Source organism: Moraxella sp. CTOTU47579 (assembly GCF_032004885.1).
Lineage (GTDB): Bacteria > Pseudomonadota > Gammaproteobacteria > Pseudomonadales > Moraxellaceae > Faucicola > Faucicola tetraodonis.
Map to the genome: position 1 here is coordinate 94,144 of NZ_DALZOJ010000008.1, position 16,065 is coordinate 110,208.

General features: G+C 44.9%; 13 protein-coding genes and 1 pseudogene. 6 read left to right on the forward strand and 8 right to left on the reverse strand.

Annotation, left to right across the window (positions count from 1 at the left end):
* Positions 1-53: 53 nt before the first annotated feature.
* Positions 54-722: a heme exporter protein CcmB gene (locus RTP55_RS07650; RefSeq protein ID WP_007117161.1), complete on the reverse strand. Its 669-nt coding sequence runs from the start codon at positions 720-722 to the stop codon at positions 54-56.
* Positions 723-733: 11 nt separating this feature from the next.
* On the reverse strand, positions 734-1,396 hold the full coding sequence (gene ccmA / locus RTP55_RS07655) for a heme ABC exporter ATP-binding protein CcmA (RefSeq protein ID WP_312385362.1): 663 nt from the start codon (positions 1,394-1,396) through the stop codon (positions 734-736).
* Positions 1,397-1,681: 285 nt separating this feature from the next.
* Between ccmA and RTP55_RS07660 the strand changes: the two genes are divergently transcribed.
* Positions 1,682-2,464 (forward strand): YbjN domain-containing protein, encoded by a 783-nt coding sequence (locus RTP55_RS07660; protein WP_219332185.1) that lies wholly within the window; start codon positions 1,682-1,684, stop codon positions 2,462-2,464.
* 67 nt (positions 2,465-2,531) lie between these two features.
* Here RTP55_RS07660 and RTP55_RS07665 read toward each other — a convergent pair whose 3' ends face one another.
* Positions 2,532-4,637, reverse strand: a complete 2,106-nt coding sequence (locus RTP55_RS07665; RefSeq protein WP_219332184.1) for a 2,4-dienoyl-CoA reductase FMN-binding domain-containing protein — start codon at positions 4,635-4,637, stop codon at positions 2,532-2,534.
* 305 nt (positions 4,638-4,942) lie between these two features.
* Here RTP55_RS07665 and RTP55_RS07670 point away from each other — a divergent pair, with 305 nt between their 5' ends.
* From RTP55_RS07670 to RTP55_RS07685, 4 genes and pseudogenes are all read left to right on the forward strand, one after another.
* Positions 4,943-5,779: a DegV family protein gene (locus RTP55_RS07670; RefSeq protein ID WP_050324569.1), complete on the forward strand. Its 837-nt coding sequence runs from the start codon at positions 4,943-4,945 to the stop codon at positions 5,777-5,779.
* Positions 5,780-5,933: 154 nt separating this feature from the next.
* Positions 5,934-7,565, forward strand: a pseudogene (locus tag RTP55_RS07675) (acyl-CoA synthetase); the annotation flags it as partial.
* 462 nt (positions 7,566-8,027) lie between these two features.
* Complete coding sequence (gene recA / locus RTP55_RS07680) at positions 8,028-9,083, forward strand: recombinase RecA (protein WP_007115617.1); 1,056 nt, start codon at positions 8,028-8,030, stop codon at positions 9,081-9,083.
* Between the two features lie 105 nt (positions 9,084-9,188).
* A complete protein-coding gene (locus RTP55_RS07685) occupies positions 9,189-9,821 on the forward strand; it encodes a regulatory protein RecX (RefSeq protein WP_312385363.1) in 633 nt (210 codons plus the stop codon).
* 8 nt (positions 9,822-9,829) lie between these two features.
* On the opposite strand, the gene RTP55_RS07690 is transcribed toward RTP55_RS07685, so the two are convergent.
* Together RTP55_RS07690 and ffh are read right to left on the reverse strand one after the other, a co-directional pair.
* Positions 9,830-10,918: a sulfate ABC transporter substrate-binding protein gene (locus tag RTP55_RS07690; RefSeq protein WP_312385364.1), complete on the reverse strand. Its 1,089-nt coding sequence runs from the start codon at positions 10,916-10,918 to the stop codon at positions 9,830-9,832.
* Positions 10,919-11,098: 180 nt separating this feature from the next.
* Complete coding sequence (ffh, locus tag RTP55_RS07695; RefSeq protein ID WP_219332179.1) at positions 11,099-12,565, reverse strand: signal recognition particle protein; 1,467 nt, start codon at positions 12,563-12,565, stop codon at positions 11,099-11,101.
* A gap of 165 nt (positions 12,566-12,730) precedes the next feature.
* On the opposite strand from ffh, the gene RTP55_RS07700 reads away from it, so the two are divergent.
* Positions 12,731-13,528: a cytochrome C assembly family protein gene (locus RTP55_RS07700; protein WP_172460484.1), complete on the forward strand. Its 798-nt coding sequence runs from the start codon at positions 12,731-12,733 to the stop codon at positions 13,526-13,528.
* 83 nt (positions 13,529-13,611) lie between these two features.
* Here RTP55_RS07700 and acpP read toward each other — a convergent pair whose 3' ends face one another.
* From acpP to fabD, 3 genes are all read right to left on the reverse strand, one after another.
* Positions 13,612-13,854, reverse strand: a complete 243-nt coding sequence (gene acpP, locus RTP55_RS07705; protein ID WP_007115622.1) for an acyl carrier protein — start codon at positions 13,852-13,854, stop codon at positions 13,612-13,614.
* Positions 13,855-14,037: 183 nt separating this feature from the next.
* On the reverse strand, positions 14,038-14,766 hold the full coding sequence (gene fabG / locus RTP55_RS07710; RefSeq protein WP_312385367.1) for a 3-oxoacyl-ACP reductase FabG: 729 nt from the start codon (positions 14,764-14,766) through the stop codon (positions 14,038-14,040).
* A gap of 17 nt (positions 14,767-14,783) precedes the next feature.
* Positions 14,784-15,731: an ACP S-malonyltransferase gene (gene fabD, locus RTP55_RS07715; protein ID WP_312385374.1), complete on the reverse strand. Its 948-nt coding sequence runs from the start codon at positions 15,729-15,731 to the stop codon at positions 14,784-14,786.
* Positions 15,732-16,065: the final 334 nt, after the last annotated feature.

Below are 16,065 nucleotides of genomic sequence, written 5' to 3' on the forward strand. Positions count from 1 at the left end.
ATATTTGTTCGCTTATTTTACTGGTATTTGGGGATTTTTTCATCTAAAAATCATCAGCTTAACCAAGCCAGTTTTAATGAAAATGCAATCACAAAAGGCGTGACGATGACTGCCAAAATACTGCCCGCCAGTAATAGTGCTAAAATCGGATAACCGTTCAGCCCCATGGCAAATTGCCCCACTGCCCCCGTAGCAAAAATCAGCACAGGGAGCTGCATCGGTAACGAAATCAATGGCACCAACACCGCGCCGTTTTTTAGCGATAATGTCAAGCTACTGGCAATCGCTGATAAGCACAACAAAATCGGACTGCCCACCAAAATAGAAGCACTCAGGGCAATGGCTGCTTGGCTCGTCAAACCAAAAAGCGGCATCGCCAAAAATGCGAGCAGACACACCATACCCGCACTGGTTAGCCAATGCACGATGAGCCGTACTAGTACCCAAGTGGGAATCGAGGCACGAGCGACAACCAATTGCGCCAGTGTACCGTTATCGAGGGCTGGGCGAAATAAGTTTTCCATACCCATAATCAGCGACAATAACGCTGCAATCCATACCGCAGGCACGCCCAGTTGCTGCAGTAATTTTGGCTCGGTGCCCATCGCCAGTGGAAATAAGGTGATGATAATTAAAAACAACACCAGTGGATATAACCACTGCACTTTGTTTTGCTGTTTGATTTGCCATTCGCGTTGCCACAGGGCAGAAAAATCAATCATTGCAGTTGCCCCTAAACCATATACAAAGTTAAATCTAATTGCTTGTTGGCGACGGCGACAGTTTGGTGGCTGGTCATGAGCACTGCCCCGCCGCGCTGAACGAATGTCTGCATCAAGTGTTCAATTTTGGCAATCATATTGACATCAAGCGCGGTCAGCGGCTCATCAAGTAGCCAGCAAGGAAATTGCGCTACATACTCCAGCGCAAACAGCAAGCGTGCCAAACCCACGCGGCGCGTCTGCCCTGCCGAGAGTTGATAGCAGTTGATTTTCTCATAACCTGCTAACCCAACCCAATCGAGTGCTTGCTCAAGAGCATCTGCGCTTGGTTTGATACCATACAAGGCTAACAAAAATCGCAAATTTTGCTCAACGGTGAGTTGCAAATGAATACCCAATTGGTGCGCCACATAAAATGGCTGCACAGGTAGCCCTGCCTTGCCCTGCCAGCTAATATCACCGGTTAAAACAGGAATCAACCCTGCAAGCTGCATCAAAAATGTAGTTTTGCCAGTGCCATTTTCACCCACCAAATGACAAATATCGCCACGGTTTAGCACCAAATTCACCGCTTCACACAGCGGAAATTCGCCACGTTGTATAGTGACATTGTGACAGTTTAGCAGCGAACTGGTCGTTAAGGTAGGTATAGCAGTGGGTGTTGGATTTGGCATAGCATTGGTTAAAATTTGCAAGTCATTAAATAGATAACAGATTAAATTGATAAATCACAGCCCTATACCCATTGTATAGATAATTGGCTAAAGTTGTGTAGAACGCTTATTATATACTAACTTGCGACAGGTCTTTGCTATTATCAATATAAAGTATCCATATAAAGCTTGGTGATAGCGTCAAAGTTTTACCAACCTGTTTGTTAACTTTTTTTATTTTTTAACTGTTCTGCTTTTCGTTTTTCTTTCTATTTTTAGCTATTTTTTGTTGGGTAAGTGAAATCAATGTCCAAAAATCCGAAGCGTTTATGGCAACGCCTAAAACTGTTCTTTACTGCTGAAAAATCAGCGCCGCTCCCTGTAGCCGATAAAACAACTGACCCTAGTCATTGTGCTGAGTCAGGCGAGCATACCGAAGCTACTGGCTATCAGCCTTTTACTAAAAATCGAATCAATCCAGCGTTTGATGAGGATAGCCATTCACAAGATGAACCGATTTTAGCCAGTGACGCGCTAAATGCAGATGACGAATTCGAGCTACAACCGATTACCCCCGATGACATAGAGCATATCTTAGCCAGTATGGGTTATCAATTTATGTATCACCCTGCCAGCGAACAAGATGAGCAAAGCATTCATCATTATACGATGCAAGTGTCAGATAAAGAGCGGCATTGGGGTTGTATGATTCGTTTTTTTAGTGAGCAGCAATTGATTGCGGTGTACAGTATTTATCCTACGGCGATTGCTGAAGCCAATCGTCCTGAGATGCTCGCCATGCTGGCTTATCTAAATTATGATTTGATGATTGGTAATTTGGAAATGGATGTGATGGACGGCGAGCTGCGCTTTAAGACGTCGCTTGATTTGGAGGTGACGGGGGTGAGCGAGTTAATTATGAGTTATTTGATACAGAGTAATTTCTCGTTGTTTTCACGGCTGTATGACACCATTCGCGAGATGATTGAGCAGCCCCATACTACGCATGATTTGCAAGGTGCGGTAGACAAGCTGATTGACTCTCAGCAAGCCCGCAATTTTTTCTTGGCGTCTGATGCCATTCAATAATAAGCGGCCAACATAAAAAAGGCGATGACATTCATTCATCGCCTTTTTTATGAGATAGTAAAAGCTGCTACAACATGGCAGCGACTTCCGCGCCTTCGCGAATGGCACGTTTAGCGTCCAATTCGCCTGCCAATTTTGCCCCACCAATCAAGTGATATTGGGCTGTCAAGTCATCACCCACCGCAGGCATCAAGTCATTGACCGATTCTTGCCCCGCGCAGATAACGATACTATCAACGCGCAATAATTGGCTATGACCGTCTGGGTTAGTAATCCAAATGCCTTCATTGGTAATTTTCTCATAGCCAATGCCGCTCACCTGTTTGACGCCATGCTTATTGATATGAGCACGGTGCACCCAGCCTGAGGTTTTATTGAGACCTGCCCCCAAGCGACCTTTTTTACGCTGCATCAAATACACTTCACGGGTCGGGGTAATGGGCTCTGGTTTTACCAGTCCACCTTCGCTGTCATAGTGTGGGTTGGTGTCCACACCCCACTCACGTTTCCATGAGGCTACGCTTTGCGGATGGGGTTGATAAATCACCTTGCCTTGCGCATCTTTTTCAAACGGTTTCACATGGGTGGAGGTCAAATATTCGCTAACATCGAAACCAATTCCGCCTGCACCGATTACCGCGACTCGCTTACCTGCGACTTTTTGACCCGATAGCAATTCGGCATAGCTCATTACTTGCGGTAACTCCACCCCTTCAAAGTCAAGCGCCCGTGGAACAACGCCTGTCGCAATAATCACATCATCAAACTGACCTGACTCTAGTTCCTCTTTGCTTACTTTATGATTGAGTTTGAGCTCAATGTCTAAACTGTCCACCAAATTGGTAAAATAGCGGATGGTTTCAAAGAACTCTTCTTTACCTGGAATCACTTTGGCATAGTTAAACTGTCCGCCGATTTTATCCTGTGCTTCAAACAAAGTGACCTGATGACCGCGTTTGGCGGCGACCGTCGCCGCTGATAGCCCTGCCATGCCTGCGCCCACTACGGCAATTTTTTTGGCTTTTTTGGCAGGTTTATAGACCAGTTCGGTTTCATAACAGGCTTGGGGGTTGACCAGACAAGTTGAGCGTTTATTGTCAAATGTATGATCTAGACACGCTTGGTTACAGCCAATACAGGTATTAATTAAGTCAGTTTGTCCTAAACTGGCTTTTGCCACCCAGTCTGGGTCTGCCAAGAACGGACGCGCCATTTGTACCAAGTCAGCTTGGTTCTCTGCTAGCAGCTGCTCGGCAGTCTCTGGCATATTGACACGGTTGGCAGCAATCACAGGAATAGTCACGTGGCGTTTGACTTCAGCAATCACATCGGCAAACGCTGCGCGTGGCACTGACGTGACGATGGTCGGGATACGTGCTTCATGCCAGCCAATCCCCGTATTTATTATGGTCACGCCAGCTTTTTCGATGGCTTTGGCGATAGTAATGACTTCATCCATGGTGTTGCCATCGGGCACCAAGTCAATCATCGATAAACGGAAGGTGATAATAAACGCTTCTCCCACCGCCTCGCGTACCGCTTTAATAACTTCAAGAGCAAAACGCATACGGTTTTCTAGACTACCGCCCCATTGGTCAGTGCGCTGATTGACGTGATTGCTTAAAAACTGATTGAGTAAATAGCCTTCTGAACCCATGATTTCGACGCCATCATAGCCCGCCATTTGTGCAAGTTTGGCAGTTTTGGCATAGTCTTTGATAGTCGCCAAAATATTTTTTTCACTCATTTGACGAGGTTTGAAGGGTGAAATAGGCGATTTGATGGCACTGGCTGATACCGCCAATGGATGATAACCATAGCGACCGCTGTGAAGAATTTGCAAGATGATTTTGCAGTCATATTGGTGCACAGCTTTGGTGACTTTACGATGATTGACTACATCGCCTTTGTGATTGAGCGTTCCGCCTGCCGGCACTAACCAACCTTCATGATTGGGCGAGATACCGCCCGTGATCATCATGGCAACTCCCCCTTTGGCGCGCTCGGCAAAATAAGCGGCTAGCTTTGGATAGTTAAAGAACCGATCTTCAAGCCCTGTATGCATCGAGCCCATCACAATACGATTTTTTAACGTGGTAAATCCTAAATCCAGGGGTTCAAAAATATGCGGATAATGGGTGTTATGAGTAGATATCTGGCTGTTATTTGACATAAATAATCCTTGGCAGTAATTTCCTTTCACTATTTGGTCACATTAAGCAACTAATCTTGTCATTTTGTAAATGAGTTCGTTATCATAATCAATTCGTCAATGTGGTCACGCAATGTAGCTATATCAACATACCTTAAGCATACATCAAACCAAAATTAGGTCAACCTATTATAAATAGTCATCTTTGAAAGCATAAGGCAAATTTTGTCCCGATGAGTCTACAAAAAAATCATGCTTATTTTTGCGACAATGTTAATATCACGCTAGGATAAAAGTACAACAGGAGGGAAATTACTGTGAAGAAAATGATTGTTAGCACGTCCACGTCATGTCTAGACGACCTTGGCATTCCAGACAATGTCAAAATGTTGCCGATGAATATCCATATGGGCGGTGCCAATTATCTAGATGGACAAGACCTAAGCCTAGATAGGCTGTCGCGTGTTCTACTCGATAACCCCAATATCGAAATCAGTACCTCAGCGCCCACTGAAAATCAGCTCATTGAATTCTTTTATCAACTCATCAAAGAAGATGTGCAAGAAGTTTTAATCATCTGTTTATCCTCTTCTTTAAGCCAAACCTACAATAACTTGCTCAATATTAGCTCGATGTTTAGTCATCGCATGAAAATTTATCTCTATGATTCACGCACGATTTCACATGGCGAAGCGGTTCTTGTACAAGAAGCCTCACGCTTACTCAAACAAGGCATGGAAGTCCCACAAATCATCACCGAAATCAACCGCCTGCGCGATAAAATCCATATCTATTTGGCAGTTGATAACCTTAAAGGTATGATTCGTACCAAGCGTATTTCAGCGCCAGTCGGCTTTTTCGCCAATTTATTCGGTATTAAACCGATTGTAAAAATGGAAGACTCAGGTCAAATGGTCGCCTTTGAAAAGGTGCGCAGTTTTGAAAAATGTATTGAGCGACTCGCGGATGCTGCCATCACCGCCGCCAATGGTAAAAAAGGTACAATGTATGTGCTTAGCGGTAATTTAAACCCTCATACTAAATCACTACTTAACTATTTATCGTCACGCGGTTACGTTAACACCGAAGTTCTTCCTGCCGCCAGTGTCTCTATAGCAAATATCGGTGTGTTCACCCTTGGCTGCGTATTTGTCGAAGACTAAACCCTGACTGGGTTTGCTAGCTTATAAAATAACAGGCGGGCTGTCTGTTTTTGTCATTTTTTTATATTTGTGAAAAAGCAGATTGATATATAGGATTTGGTCAAAATCCTTGTTATGATAAAGGCGTTTATTTATTAACTACAGGGATGTCGTTATGCCAAACTTCCATACAGGGCTGGAAAAAAATCCTGCCAACTATACCCCGCTTACTCCCATTGATTTTATTGAGCGTACTGCTAGCATCTATCCCGATCAAACGGCGATAGTGTATAAAGATTATGAGCACAATGACCTACGTCAAAGTTGGGGCGAAACCTATAATCGCTGCCGCAAAATGTCGGATGCCCTAAAAAAACTGGGCATCGATAAAGACGATACTGTTGCAGTGCTACTGCCCAATACCCCACCCATGGTTGAAGTCGCGTTTGGCGTACCGATGTCTGGTGGTGTGCTATGTACCTTAAATACCCGTTTGGACATCAATGCTTTGGTCTTTTGCCTACAGCACAGTGAAGCGAAAGTATTGATTGTCGATACTGAGTTTGAACAGCATATTGCGCTGGTTCAAGAGTCATTTCCCAACTTAATTATCATTCATGCCACCGACCCTGCTGTCACGCCCACTGAACAGTTTGGCAACATGACGTATGAAGAATTCATCGCCTCAGGAACCGACTTAGACAACTGGGAAAAACCAACTGATGAATGGGATGCCATCGCGCTCAACTACACATCAGGTACCACAGGCATCCCAAAAGGCGTGGTGTATCACCATCGTGGTGCGACCTTAAATGCTGTCTCTAATATTTTAGATTGGGATATGCCAAAGCACCCTGTGTATTTATGGACGCTACCCTTGTTTCACTGTAACGGCTGGAGCTTTCCTTGGAGCATTGGCGAGCGCGCGGGTACCAATGTGTGCTTGCGCAAAATTGATGCTGATTTGATTTTACGGTTGATTGCCGATGAAAAAGTCACCCATTATAGCGCCGCACCTATCGTGCACAACATGATTGCCAATGGTAATGAAGCGCTGAAAAAAGCCATCAAACATGAAGTACGTTGTAATGTTGCAGGCGCGCCACCCCCTGAATCTTTGCTTGCCAAAATGGAAGAAATGGGCTTTAAAATCACGCATGTCTACGGTTTGACAGAAGTATATGGCCCCGTCACCTTGTGTGTTGAGCGCCCAGAATGGGATGATTTGACTGTCAGTGAACGCGCGCAAAAAAAATCCCGCCAAGGCATGAACTCACATCTGCTAGCGGGGTTTGATGTATTCAAACAAGGCACCACCAACCCAGTTGCAGCTGATGGTAGCGAAATTGGTGAGCTGGCTATCCGCGGCAATATGGTGATGAAAGGCTATCTAAAAAACCGTAAGGCCACCGCAGAAGCCTTTAACGGTGGCTGGTTTAAGACCGGTGACTTGGGCGTCAAATACCCGGATGGTTACATCAAAATTATGGATCGGCTCAAAGACATCATCATCTCGGGCGGTGAGAATATTTCAAGTATCGAAGTAGAAAACGTGCTGTATCGTATGCCCGAAGTGGAAAGCTGTGGGGTGGTTGCTGCTCCCCATGACAAATGGGGTGAAGTACCGGTAGCCTTTATCGAAATCCGCGAAGGCTCGACGCTAGATCGGGAAGATATCATTGCCCATTGCCGTAAATATTTGGCAGGTTTCCAAGTGCCCAAACATATTATTTTTGCGCAAATTCCAAAAACCTCGACAGGTAAAGTGCAAAAATTTGAGCTACGTCAAGCGGCGCGCTCACTGGCACATGAAGAAGCAAAAATCACTCACCATCATCCGCAAAGCTATTTGGCAGCGACAGCCGACTCAAATCCGAGCACTGCCATGCCTAGCTCCGCCATACCTAGCTCTGTCATACCTAGTAACACCCAACCCCTGCCCGATGATTCACCAGAAGATGCGGCGTACTAAGCCTCAATATTGGCGACGCGCATTGCATATCCTCACTTTGTTAGTGGGGATTTTTGTTGCAAAATATGCCTTGAAAACACCCAAAAAACATCCATTTATTTAGAGATTTTCTCATGTTATTTTTAATTAATTATTAACAATCATAAGCGACAATATATGTCGTATATCAGTGATTTAATCCTATAATTTTTCGTATATTTTGTTATTATAGCCTTATCAATTCACTTCTTTTTTAACTTATCCCTACTTTTATATTTTTCCCTTTTTTATTAACTTTTTTTATGACAAGGAGTCCTTATGGACGACAATAAAGCCAAAGCTTTAACTGCCGCTTTATCACAAATTGAAAAACAATTCGGTAAAAATACCATCATGCGCCTAGGTGATGAGTCAGCAAAAATCAACGTGGATGTAGTCTCCACAGGCTCATTGGGTTTGGATATTGCACTGGGCATTGGCGGTTTGCCAAAGGGTCGTATCGTCGAAATTTATGGTCCTGAAAGTTCGGGTAAAACCACTTTAACCTTGCAAGCAATCGCCCAATGTCAAAAACAAGGCGGTACCTGTGCTTTTATCGATGCTGAGCATGCGCTAGACCCTATTTATGCCAAAAAATTGGGCGTTGATGTCGACGCTTTACTTGTCACGCAGCCTGACAACGGTGAACAAGCGCTTGAAATCACCGATATGCTAGTGCGCTCAGGTGCGGTAGATATGATTGTTGTTGACTCGGTCGCCGCGCTTACTCCACGTGCAGAGATTGAAGGCGAGATGGGCGACAGCCACATGGGTCTGCAAGCGCGCTTGATGAGCCAAGCGCTACGTAAAATTACCGGTAACGCCAAACGCTCTAACTGTATGGTGGTATTCATTAACCAAATTCGTATGAAAATCGGTGTCATGTTTGGTTCGCCAGAAACCACGACGGGTGGTAACGCCCTTAAATTCTATGCGTCGGTACGCTTGGATATTCGTCGTATTGGTGCGGTTAAAGACGGTGAAAACATCGTCGGTTCTGAGACCCGCGTTAAAGTCATCAAAAATAAACTGGCACCGCCTTTCCGCCAAGCAGAATTTGACATCATGTATGGGACAGGTACCAATCATCTAGGTGAAGTGGTTGACTTGGGTGTCGATATTGATGCGGTCAAAAAATCGGGCGCTTGGTACAGCTACAATGACAGTAAAATTGGTCAAGGTAAAGCCAACGCCATTAGATTCTTGGAAGAAAACCCACAAATCGCCCAAGAGATTGAAGCCAAAGTGCGCGCTGCTAAGCTTGGTAATGTCGAACCTGTGCCAGAAGAAGCGCATGACGTTGAACCCCCTGAGTTTGTCGAAGGTATGCAATAATTGCTTGGCTACCCAAAACCCTAGTTTTTACTGGGGTTTTTGTTTTTAAACCGTCCAACTTGTTCCCCAGCCTGTTAGCTTTTTTTAGTCACGGTTAAAACCGCTATGCCAAATCCTAAATCCTTGTTAGAAACTATCGAAAATCAGTTAATGACTGATGAACAACGCCAAGCTTACCATGACAAGCTTAAAGCCGAGAGCTACATGCGTTGGCTCGCGTTTTATTATCTTGGGCGGCGTGAGCAGTCTAAAAAAGAGCTGCGGGATAAACTACTGGCAAAAGGATGTGATGCGGCGGCTATCGAAGCGCTTTTGAGCGAATTTGAAGCAGAAGGCTATCAAAGCGATGAGCGTATGACGTCTGCATTGATCAAAGAAGGTATCGGCAAGCAGCATGGTACCCAGCGGATTTTTCAAACGTTAAAAAAACATGGATTAACCACCGTCCGTTCGGTCAGTGCGATTAATGCATGGATTGAGACGCACAATGATTTTTTTGAGGATCTATCACTCAATGATATCGAATCAGACAAGCCAAATGAGCAGCTAGATGATGCCTATGAAGTGGATTGGCTTGCCCAAGCGGTGGCAGCACGGGTACGAAAATACGGTGATGCCATCCCGACAGAGCCTAAAGAAAAAGCCCGTCAACTGCGATTTCTGCAATATCGGGGCTTTGCTGCCGATGTGTGTTTTGATGCCTTAAAGTATGACTTAACCACCCTAGCCAATCGCTAGGGCAACGGCTATTTTTTTACCGCCAATTGGTCAAAAATTGCGCCATCTTTAAAAAACTTGCTCATAATCTCATCCCAGCTACCAAAAACTTGATTTGGCTCAAACGTGGCAATTGCAGGAAATTGGCTTTGGTATTTTGCCAAAGTCGCCGCATCCACAGGACGCAAATAATTCTTGGCCATAATCTCTTGGGCAGGTGTATCCCACAAACCTTTTAAATAGGCTTTGGCCAATTCAGTGGTACCTTTTTGCTCGGTAACGGCATTCACCACAGCAACAGGGTTATTAATCTTGACCGAATAACTGGGATAAACAATCTGTAAGTTTTTATCAGCAAATTCTTTTTTGGTGATTTGTGCTTCATTCTCTGTGGTAATCAGCACATCGCCGATTTCTCGTTGTAAAAAGCTTGTTGTCGCTGCCCTTGCACCACTGTCATACACTGCCACATTGCTCAAAATTTGCTTCACCAGCGCTTTGGTTTTGGCTTCGTCATTATTGAAGTGGTGCAAGCCATATCCATACGCACCCAAGAAACCATATCGCGCTGTACCACTGGTTTTTGGATTGGCAATCACGATACTGACACCGGGTTTTGCCAAGTCATCCCAGTCTTTGATTTGCTTGGGGTTGTTGTTGCGAACTAATAGTACCATGGTGCTGGTATAAGGTACCGCGTTATTGGGAAACGCTTGTTGCCAGTTTTTATCCACCAAGCCTTTTTTCACCAGCAGTTCTATATCTGAGGTTTGGTTCATGGTCACCACATCCGCTTTAAGCCCATTGGCAACGCTCAAGGCTTGTTTGCTTGAGCCGCCATGCGACTGCTGGATAGTGACGGTCTGTTTTTGCTGCCCCGTAAAAATCGGGTTGTATTCTTTATACAACTCGCGGGACACATCGTAAGATACGTTTAGCAAAGATACACCATTGCCGTTAGCGGCTGAAGCGCTGGCCGTGCTATCGTTTTTGGGCGGGGCTTTTTGGCAGGCAGTTAAGCTTGCCACTGCCATCACTGAGATGCCGGCTAATGCAAAGATTTTACCTTTAGATTGCGTACGGGTAATTAATGGGTGATTTTGGGTCGCGTTTGTCATGTTTTCCTCATAAGTTTTCAAAGTGCCAAGCTAAACATCCAATGGCTTAATGATTGAAAATATAGTAAGGATTTTTAATTATACTGTCTTGGAATATTTAATACTTTCATTATTCCTTAGTTGAATAAAAAAGCCCGTAATGCATACGGGCTTTGAAAGTACAATCCTGCGATTAAAATTTTAAAAACGGGTTTTGAATTTTGGCGCAACTGGATTGGCTTGACCATTAACTGTCGTGGTATTTGCGCCTGCTTGGTTGTTTTGTCCAAATAATGGACCACCGCCACCGCCCATGCCTTTGGTCAACCCTTGCACTGCTTTCATCATTTTGCTGATGCCCGATGGGTCAGATAGCATCTTCATCATTTTTGCCATTTGCTTGTGCTGCTTTAACAGCTGATTGACGTGCTGTACGTCTTTACCCGCGCCTGCCGCGATACGGCGTTTACGGCTTGGGTTGATTTTATCGGGGTTTTTACGTTCAAATGGGGTCATGGAATGAATGAGTGCTTCCATTTCTTTGACCTTTTCTTCTGGTTTGGCATCTGATACCGCTTTTTGAACATCCGCACCGCTCATGCCTGGCATCTTATCCAAGAAGCCCGCCATGCCGCCCAAATTCTTCATTTGTTGGAATTGGGTTAGCAAATCCTCAAGGTCAAACTCGCCGCCTTTTTGGATTTTTTTCGCCATTTTTTCGGCTTTTTCGCGGTCAATTTTTTGCTCGACTTCTTCGACCAGTGACAACACGTCACCCATGCCCAAGATACGCTGTGCCACACGCTCAGGGTGGAAGGGCTCAAGCGCATCAAGTTTTTCACCACGACCCAAAAATTTGATCGGTTTACCGGTGATGGCACGTACCGACAACGCCGCACCACCGCGCGCATCGCCATCAGTCTTGGTCAAAATCATGCCGGTCAAAGGTAGCGCATCATTAAAGGCTTTTGCCGTATTTGCCGCATCTTGACCGGTCATTGAGTCAACGACAAACAAGGTTTCTGACGGGGTGACGGCTGCGGTTAAGGCTTTGATCTCGTCCATCATGGCTTCGTCGATGTGCAGACGACCTGCGGTATCGATAATCAAAATATCTTGAAACTGTACTTTGGCTTGTTCGATGGCGCGTTTGGCGATATCAATCGGGTTTTGGTCAGCACTTGATGGCACAAAATTGGCTTTGACTTGCTCAGCGACTTGCTCAAGCTGCTTGATTGCTGCGGGGCGATAGACGTCGGCAGAGACTAGCATGACTTTTTTCTTATGGCGCTCTTGCAGATATTTGGCAAGTTTACCGGCTGTGGTGGTTTTGCCCGCCCCTTGCAAACCCGCTAGTAGATAGACTACAGGTGGTTTGCCTGTCATTTCAAGTGATTGGTTAGCACTGCCCATCATCTCGGTCAGTTCATCATAGACGATTTTAACAAAGGCTTGACCTGGGGCGAGTTCTTTAAGGACTTCTTGACCTAGGGCTTTGTCTTTTACCCGTGACACAAAATCGCGCGTCACTGGCAAGGCGACATCAGCTTCTAGTAGTGCCATACGCACTTCACGCAAGGTGTCTTTGATGTTGTCTTCAGTTAGCTGCCCTGTACCAGAGATACTACGTAAACTCGTCGACAGGCGTTCGGTTAAGGTTTCAAACATATAATTTCTCTAATCTATTGCTATCAATTTTATAATCTTACTATTTTATGCTAAATTAGCTAAAACTGCTAATATAATACCGATAAAATCGCGATTTGTTGCATGGGTCATGCTAGTATAACCATCGCATTTTGCACGTATTTGATGATTTTTGATGAGGCTAGGGTGTTTGTAATCTTTGTACTTGCGTTAGTCTGTTATGGCTTAACTACCGTCTATTTGATGTGGGCAGTTACGCAACAAAAGCCCATCCGTAAAAGCATGGTGCTTGGGCAATTGCTGATTGGGTTATTGGGTCATGCGGTGGTGTTATATCCTGATATCATTACCCAAGGCGGGCTAAACTTTAATATTTTTAATGTCGTGTCGTTGACGACATTGTTTATGCTGTTATTTTATTGGGGGTTTTGTCTTTATCGCCAAATTTTGCCGCTTGGGATTTTGGCAACGCCGTTGGCATTTTTGGGCATGATGATTGGTTTTTTTGGCGATGCACCCTATCACCCGCTATCAACCATCAGTCCTATCTTACAAGCCCATATCATCATGTCTTTGGCTGCCTATTCGGTACTATTTATGGCAGCGATTGCCGCGATTATGCTACGGCTACAAATCAGCGAACTCAAACGTCAAACCTTTCACCGTGTCTGGGTCGATAAACTCCCTTCACTCCAAAGCATGGAAGCCTTGCTGTTTGATATGATTACTGTCGGTTTTGGCCTATTGTCGATTTCGCTGTTGTTGGGCTTTATCGATACTACCAATTTACTGGCGCAGCATTTGGTACACAAGACTGTGTTTAGTCTGTTGTCTTGGCTGGTATTTGGGGCGTTATTGGTTGGACATTGGCGCTTTGGCTGGCGAGGTCAACGCGCGGCTAATATGACGCTATATGGTGTGATTTTGCTTGGCTTGGCGTTTATCGGGACGAAGTTTGTGTTGGAGCTGATTTTAAACAAATAAAAACCCCAATTTTATCGCTAAAACTGGGGTAAAATGCCGCTTAACTAAGTGATAAGTAAGCGGCTAAATTAAATAACTAGCAATTAGTTAGCCAATTTTGATTGTACGTAGCTGATAGCACTTTGCACCGTGGTCAATTGTGCGCTGTCTTCGTCAGGAATGGTAATACCAAATTCGTTTTCAAAAGACATCACCAATTCAACAAGGTCAAGTGAATCTGCACCGAGGTCATCCATAAATGAAGATTCATTTTTGATGTCTTCTGCATTCACGCCTAATTGCTCAGCTACTGCGGCTTTTACTTTTTGTTCGATTTCGTTACTCATGCTTCTCTCCTTGCATTGGGGTATATGATATATCGAGTAAACTACATATTAGAGCATATTATCATGCTCATTGCCTATTTCAAAATAAAATAATGCAACCTGTTACTATTTCAAAAACTGTATTTTAAGTTCAAAAACTGCATTTTAACGCTCGTTAGGTTGGTGTTTGGCAGGCTAAACCATTTACATGTACATGCCGCCATTGACGTCAAGCACGGTACCGGTAATATAACCTGCTTCTTCACTTGCCAAGAAATTTACCGCAGCGGCGATGTCTTCAGGTTTGCCCAATCTGGCTAGCGGAACGGTATTAAGCATGGATTGAATCAATGCTTCATCAAGCTCGCTGGTCATGTCAGTGTCGATAAAGCCCGGTGCCACGCAGTTGACGGTGATTTGGCGTGACGCAATCTCCCGAGCCAGTGAGCGGGTAAACCCTTCAATGCCTGCTTTGCTTGCCGTATAGTTGGTTTGTCCGGCATTGCCCATCGCAGCGACTACGGAAGTGATATTAATGATACGACCTTGCCGCGCTTTCATCATGCCTTTCATGGCGCGTTTACTGGTACGAAATACCGAGGTCAAATTCACGTCGAGCACGCGCTCCCAGGCATTGTCATCCATCCGCATGAGCAGACCATCTTGGGTAATGCCGGCATTGTTGACTAGCACCTGCACATTGCCAAATTCTTTTTCAATGCTATCAAATAACTGGTTGATTTGCTCGGTATCTTGCACATTGAGCACGCGACCTGCACCACCCAATTCCTGTAGGTAATCATTGACTGCCGCTGCGCCTTCTTCACTGGTAGCAGTGCCGATGACAAGATAGCCTTCATTTGCCAGACGTTTGGCGATTGCTTGACCAATCCCACGGCTAGCGCCTGTCACTAATGCAATACGTTGAGTCATATACTTCCTTGGTTTTTTTATTGGGCTGATAATTGTTGTTTTATATTGTCTAGTTTAGCCACTGTATCGGTCGCTAGTGTGGTAATTTTCTGCGCTTGGCGTTTGGCTAGTCCTGTCAGCACACTACCGCTTCCACATTCGATTTGTAAGGTGACTTGTGCGTCTGCTAAATTATTCTCAATAGTCGACCATAGCACGGGCATATTGAGCTGCTCAATCAAGGCGTGTTTGATTGCAGTGACATCGGTTTCTACCCGTGCATGGCGATTTTGTATCACCGGAATACTGGGTGGGTTAAATGTCACGTTTTCTAATTCTGCGGCAAGCTTATCGGTGGCAGGTGTCATCAGTTGGCAATGTGACGGTACACTGACTTTAAGCGGCATGCTTTTTTTACCGAGTGAAGCGATTTTCTCTGACGCTAAATCCACGCCTGCCACATTACCTGCAATCACCACTTGCCCTGGCGCATTAAAATTGGCTGGGCTGACCACTGCCTGCGTATGCGCCGCTACCACAGCCTCACATATTTGTTGTACATCTTCATCGGGCAGACCTAAAATCGCTGCCATTTTACCTGTTTGTGATTGCATGGCGGCGCTCATATACTGACCGCGTTGATGCACCAGCTTTACAGCATCTGCCAAACTCAATACCCCAGCGGCACACAGCGCACTGTATTCGCCCAGTGAATGCCCTGCAACATATGCCGGCTGTAAATCAAGCTCATCACGCAGCACTCGCCAAATCGCCATACTAGCGGTCAATAGTGCAGGTTGGGTATACGCGGTATCATCCAAAGACGCGGCACCTGACGCCCCTTGGCATATCGCCCACAAGTCAAACCCAAGCGCCTTTGAGGCTTCATCAAACGTTGCTTTGACAGTAGGATACTGGGCTGCCCAATCTTGTAGCATGCCCACACTCTGCGAGCCTTGTCCTGGAAAAATCACAGCATATTTCATAGATGCAGCATTGTGTTGGGATGAAGTGGCTGGTTGATTTGCGCTGGCTTGGCTTTGCATTGGGTTATCCATAATGTCCTAACTTATTATCTTGTACTGCTTATGTTGTACCGCTTATGTTGTATTGCGTCTACTAGACCGCTAAAAAACATGGTCAAAAAAATTTGCTTAGGCGATTTTTTGGTCGATTACTTTACCAAAAGTTATCAGCAAAATCAAAATGGGTCATCAGCTTGGATTGACGTTATAAGCTTATCAAACTTAACTGGCAATAATATAACTTATACCAAACCCATAAAATATAGTATTATAGCTATATGAAAGAATCAAACCC